Consider the following 7,815-nt stretch of genomic DNA (forward strand, 5'->3'; position numbering starts at 1 on the left):
CAGATGCTGATGTCAGATCCTGACAAGCAACAGAGCACACCTATCCTGTGGTCCGCAGGCCACTGGCAATCGCATTCACCGAGTACTGCAGGGCATTGAGCAGCTCTCCCTCACTGCTTTGATCTCCCGAGGCATGGCAGGCCCGCCAATCCGCCAGCAGGCGAATTTGCTGTTCATGCAATAATCGCAGGGGAAGGTCGCGCATCTCCAGAGTCCGCTGGATCCTCGGACGGCGCTGGGCAAAACCAGAACCAAACAGCTCGTCGATCATGCGACTGGTTCGGAAATACTCGGACTCGATCATTCCTTGGAATCGCTCGCGTAAGGACTCGTCACTGACCAGCCCGGCATACGCCTGCATCAAATGAAGATCCGCACTGACCAAATTGGTCTCCACATTGGTCAGCAAGTAACGCAAAAACGGTTCCTCGTGGATCAGAGAGAACATCCGTTCGAAGTCCTCAGGCTTCTCCATTTTCAACTGATCGAGCGCAGAGCCCACACCAAACCAACCAGGTAAATAATAACGTGCCTGGGTCCAACTGAATACCCAGGGAATGGCCCGCAAATCATCCAAACTGGCCGTGCCGGTCCGGCGCGCCGGGCGCGAACCAAAACATCCGTGCTCAAGCGCATCGATGGGTGTCGCCTGACGATAAAACTCCATAAAACCCGGCTCTTCCAGAAATGCCCGGTAAGCAGCCCGACTTCGACCCGACATCCATTCCATGATCCCTTGGTATTCGGTTCCTCCCGGACTGGATGGCTCTTGTTTGCGACGGTTGGCCACCGTGACACCAGCCACACCAGCCATCAGCAACTCCATATGATAAGCCGCATTCGAACGGTGCGCATATTTCCGGGGAATCACCTCCCCCTGTTCCGTCACGCGCATTGCACCACTCAGACTCCCCGTCGGCAGGGAACGCAAAAACCACTGCACCGGACCGGCACCACGGCTGATCGTCCCACCCCGTCCATGGAAAAATTCACAGCGAGCACCAGCATCCTGACAGGCTCTGGTGATTTCAGCCTGGGCCTTTTGCAAGTACCACTGACCGGAAAGCAGGCCACTATCCTTGTTACTGTCACTGTAGCCAACCATCACCGGCATTCGCTTCGATACCCCCGCTCGCAGAAAATGGTGCCCTGATGGCAATGACAGGTAGTGTTGCACAATCTTACCCGCACGATTCAAATCATCTCCAGTCTCAAACAAGGGACATACCGGAACCCGACTCACCCACAATCCGTCTTTCCAATCAGCCATCCGACACTCACGGGCAAACAAATGCACCAGTAACATATCAGACACCTGACGCGTCATACTCACAACATACAACCCGAATCCAGCAGACCCGTGCTGTTGTGCATGCTGGCGCAGCACCCGAAAACAGGCTCTCACCTTCCCGGCCTCAGACTCCTCATCAGCTTTCCATGGTCGGAACGGCCGCTCATTGCGCAGCTCCTGTTCGAGGTAGGCCACCCGCTTTTCCTCCGGCCAGTCAGCAAATCCCGCACCATCTTCGACACCGACAATTTCCAGCATCTGGGCCGCAGCCTGATCGTGAAAGGGTGAATTTTGCCGCACATCCAGGGTCGCCAGATGAAAGCCAAACACATCAGCGAGCCGCATCAAGGGTTGCACCACATTTCTTGCCGTACTTTTTGCGCCGATCTGCAGCAAGGTCTCCGACATCAAATCCAGATCCGCACCGTATTCATCCACGCTGGTATAGGCACGCTTCGCATCCAGCTTCTTCGACATCAAATAGGCCAAACATCGCCATGGCTCCCGCGCATGGGTCGCCGCAACTTCACGCCCTTCCACTCCCAATTCTTTGCGAAGTTCCAGAACACGCGCGGTTAATGCGGCCGGAACCTCTTGGGAAGCAGGAGACAGGGTCAGTGCCTTGGCGGCCTCCTTCACCTGCCCTTTGTGAATTCGTAAAGCATGCTTGTGCAAGCGTTTCAATGTATCCTGGGTGACTGACGCGGTCACGAGGGGGTGTCCATCCCGGTCCCCACCGACCCAGGTGCCAAAAGTAAGGCGCGGGTAAGCCTTCGATGCCCGCAATTTGGCGACATCCCATCCCGCTGACTGCCAGGCAGCCTCCAACGACAGATCCAGCTTGCCAATGATCCGAGGGAAGACCTCCCGCAGGTAATAAATCGTGTGCCGAAGTTCAGCCAGAATACTCGGACGCGACGCATGGATTTCACCCGTATGCCAGAGGGTTTCCAAGCCCACCTGTATCGATTCCATCACTTTCGCCAAGGTCACCGGATCATCCTGGTTGCGATCCCAGCTGACCAAGTCTTTGTAGAGTGCCAAATGTCGTTCACGCACCGTGGCGCGCTTGGCTTCCGTCGGGTGGGCCGTCAACACAGCGGTAACATCCACCTCCGGCAGGGCCTCCAGCACCTCATCTTCGGTAAACCCTTGCTGCTTGAGCTGACCAATCACGCGCCCCCACATTCCTTGCTCCGCCGCCATACCAAAATCCTTGCGTCGACGGTGCCGGATCCTGAGCGCGGTGCGTTCCTCAACCATGTTTAAAATTTCAAAACAGATCGCCTGAAGCTGGGCAGTCTTTGCAACCAGATCCGGCCCGTGTGCCCGGTCCCGGACATCAACACCTCGCCAAGGAATGCTTTCCACCAGCGCTTGCTCTGGCTCGAGCACATCCGCTAACATATCCATCAGGATGCGCAAACGGCGTTCCAGTTGTTCAAATCCCTCACGTCGGTAATCATCATTCGCACAGCGAATGTTCTCAACAAATTCTGGAGAATGGACGTGTTCGAAAAAGGCAGCAGTGGAGGTTGTCGGGGTCATGGCTAACTCCGACGAACCTCAGGTCTGGCTCGCATGAAGTCGAGTCCTGATGGCTGGCAATTGTGTCATGGAATGCCCCATCCTTGGGACACTCCGCAACCGTAGACACAGAACAGCTCACACGGCATCCCCGCATGAATCACCGCAAACGATCATCCTCCCTGCCAGTCTAAAGGGCACCTCTAAAAATAGAAGCTGGCTGGAACCGCACCATGAGCGCGGTCTCGCGTTATGCCACCACGTGAACACCCTCCCGATTGATCGGGGAGACATAACACTGGTTACCCAGTTTGATTTTATCAAAAACAGCAGCAATGGCCTTACCCACACGCTGGGCTGACTCCTCCCCTTCACAAAGGGCGAAGACGCTGGGCCCGGCACCTGAGATCGAAAAACCAAGAGCGCCTTGAGACATCGCAGCACGCTTTGCATTATAAAATTCGGGAATCAATTTTTGACGGCGTGGCTCCGCGATCACGTCATGGATCGAGCGGCCAATCATCGCGTAATCCTCCTGGATCAAACCGCAAATCAAGCCGCCCAGATTACCAATCTGCTGGGTGGCATTCACCATGGGAATTTCACTGGGTAAAATTTCACGGGCAACCTTGGTCAAAATCTCCATATCGGGATGCACCACCGCAGCCCAAAGGTTTGCCGGAACTGGCAATTGGGCAATGTCCAACTCCTGATTCGACCGGATAAACACAATCCCACCGAGGAGGCTCGGCCCAACGTTATCCGCATGCCAAGCACCATCAGCACTTGCCTCTCCCTGCATCGCAAAGGGTAGAAGCTGCTTTTTTGCCAGCGGCTCACCAATCAGTTTATTAACCGCGTATACCCCGGCCACCGCGGACGCCGCGGAAGAGCCAAGCCCACTGCCAAATGGCATTTTCTTATGAATTTCCAGCTCGATACCACGATCACTCATGCCGAGATGGCGCAACAAATCAAGCGCAGCCACACCTGCGGTGTTCTTGGCTACATCCTTGGGAAGTTTACCATGATCTCCTGTGATCTTGGTAATTCGCAGCCCCGGTTTGTCAGAATGACGGGCTACCACTTCGTCGCCAGGCGCTTGAATGGCAAAGCCCAAAACGTCGAAACCACAGGCGACATTCGCGACAGTGGCTGGTGCAAAAACACGGACTTCTTTGGGTGATTCAGTTTTCATCGGACGGCGCTTCTAGAGAAAAGCCCCCACTTTGACCAGCCCAAGAGGTGTCATTTTTCGTATGACATCATCATTTCTCCAGAACCCTTGCAGACAAAACTCAAGAAACTATGGCAAACATCCATCTCCCGGACTAATACCAAGTAGTAAAACAGACGGGACGATAGCCGAGATGAATGAGTTCTTTGGTAAGGCGCGACGAAGGAATGGTGCGGGCACCATGACTAAGGAGAAACAAAGCCAAAGGAGTCATTCATCCGGAATTCTCATGGATCACGCAGTGCTTTTCCAAATACCTCAACAACGATCAATCGTCTCGTCTGTTTTGTGGAGTGGTATAAGCACCAAAGGCATGAGCCGTAACTCCGGTCACTCCGAGACCGCGAACACAGAATACACGCCCGGCATGCTCTTCACGCACTGTCGCATGAATACCTGTGGTCACATAAAGCTCATCCAGATTGCTCCCGCCGAATGCGCATGCCGTCGTCTCCAAACAAGGAAAGTCGACCCGGTGCACCGCTTTCCCGGTTTTCGGATCGTAACAAACTACACAGGCGCCATGGCAAAAGGCCACCCACAAGCGGCCCTCCGAATCAATCGTCATGCCGTCAGGAGAAGCATCCACCGCAGCAGTCGATAAAAGCACGCGCATGCTGCTCAACTGACCGGACTCAGAACAGTAGTCGAAAGCCAGGATCTCTCGTCTCGGCGTGTCGATGTAGTAACAAGTCGAAGCGTCGGCACTCCAGACGATACCATTGGAATTGGTGACTCCCTCAAATGCCACCTGGCACGAACCATCCGGATCCAAACGGTATAAGGCAGCATCCCCCTCGCTTTTGACCAAGCTGATGGTTCCGGCAAAAAATCGCCCATCCGGCGAGCACTTCCCATCATTGAAACGGTTGTCGGCCTTATCCGATTCCGGATCGACAATGGCTTTTGTCTCCCCGGATGCCGGATCAAAAAAGTGAAGCCCCGAATCTCCGGCCACCAGCCAACCTCCATCGGACCGGGGCACCACCGTGCCAACCCGACCAACCCGGTCGGATACATCCCACATCTTCTCCTCACCCGTCAGTGGGTCGAGCTGCAGCACCCGGCCGCGTTCGATATCCACATACATCAGTCTGTCCTGCCACCAAAGCGGACCTTCCCCCCACTGTGCCACGTAACTTCCAATCGGATCAATTGTCGCCATACCCATGCAATTACCCACGATTTCCCGATCTGTCGAAGAAATACCATTGTCATTCTGCAGAAGCAGACTAGAATTCGGCGATCCTACGTCAACTTCAACCAATGAATCGACCGATGATAGTCTATCACCGCGCCATTCTCCCCTTTTTTTTCACCCTCTTCCTTCTGCTCACCAGCAGTCATACGACGCGTGCTCAGTCTTCGTTTAAATGGGAAGCTGTGACCTATAAAGGTCAGAGCTGTGTCACCCTGCGCAGTCTCGAAAAATTCTATTTTTTCAAACGAACGATCAAGAGCAAAACCATCACCCTTGAAAACGCCAAGGTCAAAATGATCATCCGGTCCGGCTCTCAAGAATGCCGGATGAACAACGTCCTGTTCAAACTCAGCCACCCGATTGTGCCCTATAAGGGTGATTACCTTCTGTCTCGCACCGACCTGAGCAATATCGTCGATCCGGTCATGCGGCCGACCTACATCAAACAAGCGCCACACTTTAGCACTGTCATCATCGATGCTGGCCACGGAGGCAGGGACCCTGGCACTCGCGGGTATTTCAGCCACGAAAAAGAATACACGCTGAAAGTCGCCAGACTCGCACGCGACATGTTGCAGAAAAAAGGGTACCGCGTAGTGATGACCCGCAATAGCGACGTTTATCTCTCTCTCGCCAACCGGGTGAACATCGCCAACCGCTACGCTCCGAACGCGATTTTCATCAGCATCCATTTCAACTCAGGTCAATCCAAGGCAAACGGCATCGAAACCTTCACCATTTCCCCCATCGGGGTGCCTCATATGGGACGCGGCTACCGACCTCGTGACTCTCGTGCCGTTCCCGGAAACATCATGGGCTCCGCCAGCGTTGCTCTGGCGACAGCAGTCCACAGCCGCACCCTGATGTATCTCAATAACAGACAATACGGCAATAATTTTAATATTTCCGACCGAGGGATCAAACACGCCCGCTTCAATGTGCTCACCGGCATTAAAATCCCCGCCATCCTACTCGAAGGTGGATTCCTCTCCAATCGTGCAGAGGCCGGCAAAGTCCACTCCAACGCATACCAAGTCACCATGGCACGTGCCCTTGTCCGAGCCGTGGATGTCTACCGTGGATCCATCAGCCGCAAGCGCTGAGTCCGAACACACTTCTGCAAGAAAACGTAGTTCAGGTTTCAGCCCCATCCTATTCGCCCCCGCTCAAACTCCCCAACCGAGAGTAGCTAGGGAGAGGTAACATCCTCTTTTTTCATCAAGCCCACGATACTTTTGTATTGGGCCTGCCAAGCGTCCTTGCTGTAACCGCCGGCGAGGGTCATCACAAAGGGAATCTTCCGCTTGCGGCACTCAGCTAAGACGTAGGCGTCACGCCGGGCAATCCCCTCATGGGTCATGGTCCCATTGGCCAGTGGATCACCGGCCAAAGCATCACAACCGGAGACATAAAACACGATGTCAGGCTTCGACTTCGCAATCACCTTCGGCAGCCAATGCTTCAGTGACCGCATGTAAGCATCATCCGTCACGCCCGCCGGGACCGACACATCACGGTCTCCCGTTTCCTTGGGGACCGGGTAGATCCCGGATTCATGCATGGAAAAAGTAAAGGTGCTCGGGTCGTCCTCCAGGCAAACAATCGTGCCATTCCCCTGATGAATATCCGTATCCACCACCAGCGCCCTCTTGATTTCCCCCTCTTTCTGTAGTTTGCGGATCGCAATCGGAACATCGGCAATCACACAAAAGCCCTCGCCGCTTTCCGGCTTGGCGTGATGATACCCACCACCCAGATTGATCGCAGCCCCATGATCCAATGCCAGACGAGATGCCTTCAGTGTCCCTCCGGAGGCTAGAATAAAGGGATCGATCAGACTCCGTTTAAGCATCCTCTTGGGAAGCAGGCGCACTGCTGGTGCCTCCAGATAGACAGCCACCCAAGCTGGCGATTTCAGAGTCTCCAAATAGTCCTGGCTGTGCACCAATAGCAGGGTTTCACGAGCTAAGGGTTCTGGTCGATGTTCGTTCTCCTCGTTCAACACCCCCGCCTTTTTTAATCCGCGGTGGATTTTCTGATACTTACCAATGTCAAAGGGATGCAACTTTTCCAGACCAAAGGCCCCGATCCGGTACCCCTTGTCGTAGACGACCGGGATTCGGTCCAATGCATCCGGATCCGCGACGAGCTGCTGGCTCGTGCAGGAAAGCACCAGACAGGACCACATCAAAAAAACAATCGCCTGCAGCCACTTTTTCACGGCTTCAGGCTAGAGAGCCCATTTCATTTGGCAAGAGGAATACACACCATGGTCCGGATACAAACCTCCCCGCCGCAACAGGGTCCACCGATGTAAAGTGGCCATGGTAGGGAGGATTGGTCTCAATCCTCCACAGATACCATTCTCCCGGTTATTTTATCGGAATGGTCAAATAATTAAGAGCTTGAGATGGAAGCGAGTCAGCGTAGCTGATGGGAATGAAAAGCGGTATTTCTTTGGCTTGATTTCGGCGTTTTTCCTCAGTCATGTAGCTCGCTACATTCCTTTGTCACGCCTTGAACTCAAGGCCAAACGAACACCGCCATTCCGACAAACGA

The 7,815-nt window shown here is 54.2% G+C and carries 5 protein-coding genes; 1 reads left to right on the top strand and 4 read right to left on the bottom strand.

Annotation, left to right across the window (positions count from 1 at the left end; translation table 11 throughout):
* Positions 1-40: 40 nt before the first annotated feature.
* The 3 genes from HW115_RS13240 to HW115_RS13250 form a co-directional block, all read right to left on the bottom strand.
* Positions 41-2,839: a phosphoenolpyruvate carboxylase gene (locus HW115_RS13240; RefSeq protein ID WP_178933347.1), complete on the bottom strand. Its 2,799-nt coding sequence runs from the start codon at positions 2,837-2,839 to the stop codon at positions 41-43.
* A gap of 229 nt (positions 2,840-3,068) precedes the next feature.
* Positions 3,069-4,016, bottom strand: a complete 948-nt coding sequence (locus HW115_RS13245) for a homoserine kinase (RefSeq protein ID WP_178933348.1) — start codon at positions 4,014-4,016, stop codon at positions 3,069-3,071.
* Between the two features lie 307 nt (positions 4,017-4,323).
* Entirely contained in the window at positions 4,324-5,220 is an 897-nt protein-coding gene (locus HW115_RS13250; protein WP_227021488.1) for an SMP-30/gluconolactonase/LRE family protein, read from the bottom strand.
* Between the two features lie 113 nt (positions 5,221-5,333).
* Here HW115_RS13250 and HW115_RS13255 point away from each other — a divergent pair, with 113 nt between their 5' ends.
* Positions 5,334-6,359, top strand: a complete 1,026-nt coding sequence (locus HW115_RS13255; RefSeq protein WP_227021489.1) for an N-acetylmuramoyl-L-alanine amidase family protein — start codon at positions 5,334-5,336, stop codon at positions 6,357-6,359.
* 86 nt (positions 6,360-6,445) lie between these two features.
* Here HW115_RS13255 and HW115_RS13260 read toward each other — a convergent pair whose 3' ends face one another.
* Positions 6,446-7,477 (bottom strand): histone deacetylase family protein, encoded by a 1,032-nt coding sequence (locus HW115_RS13260; RefSeq protein ID WP_178933351.1) that lies wholly within the window; start codon positions 7,475-7,477, stop codon positions 6,446-6,448.
* Positions 7,478-7,815: the final 338 nt, after the last annotated feature.

The sequence above is a fragment of the Oceaniferula marina genome (assembly GCF_013391475.1).
Classification (GTDB): Bacteria; Verrucomicrobiota; Verrucomicrobiia; order Verrucomicrobiales; family Akkermansiaceae; genus Oceaniferula; species Oceaniferula marina.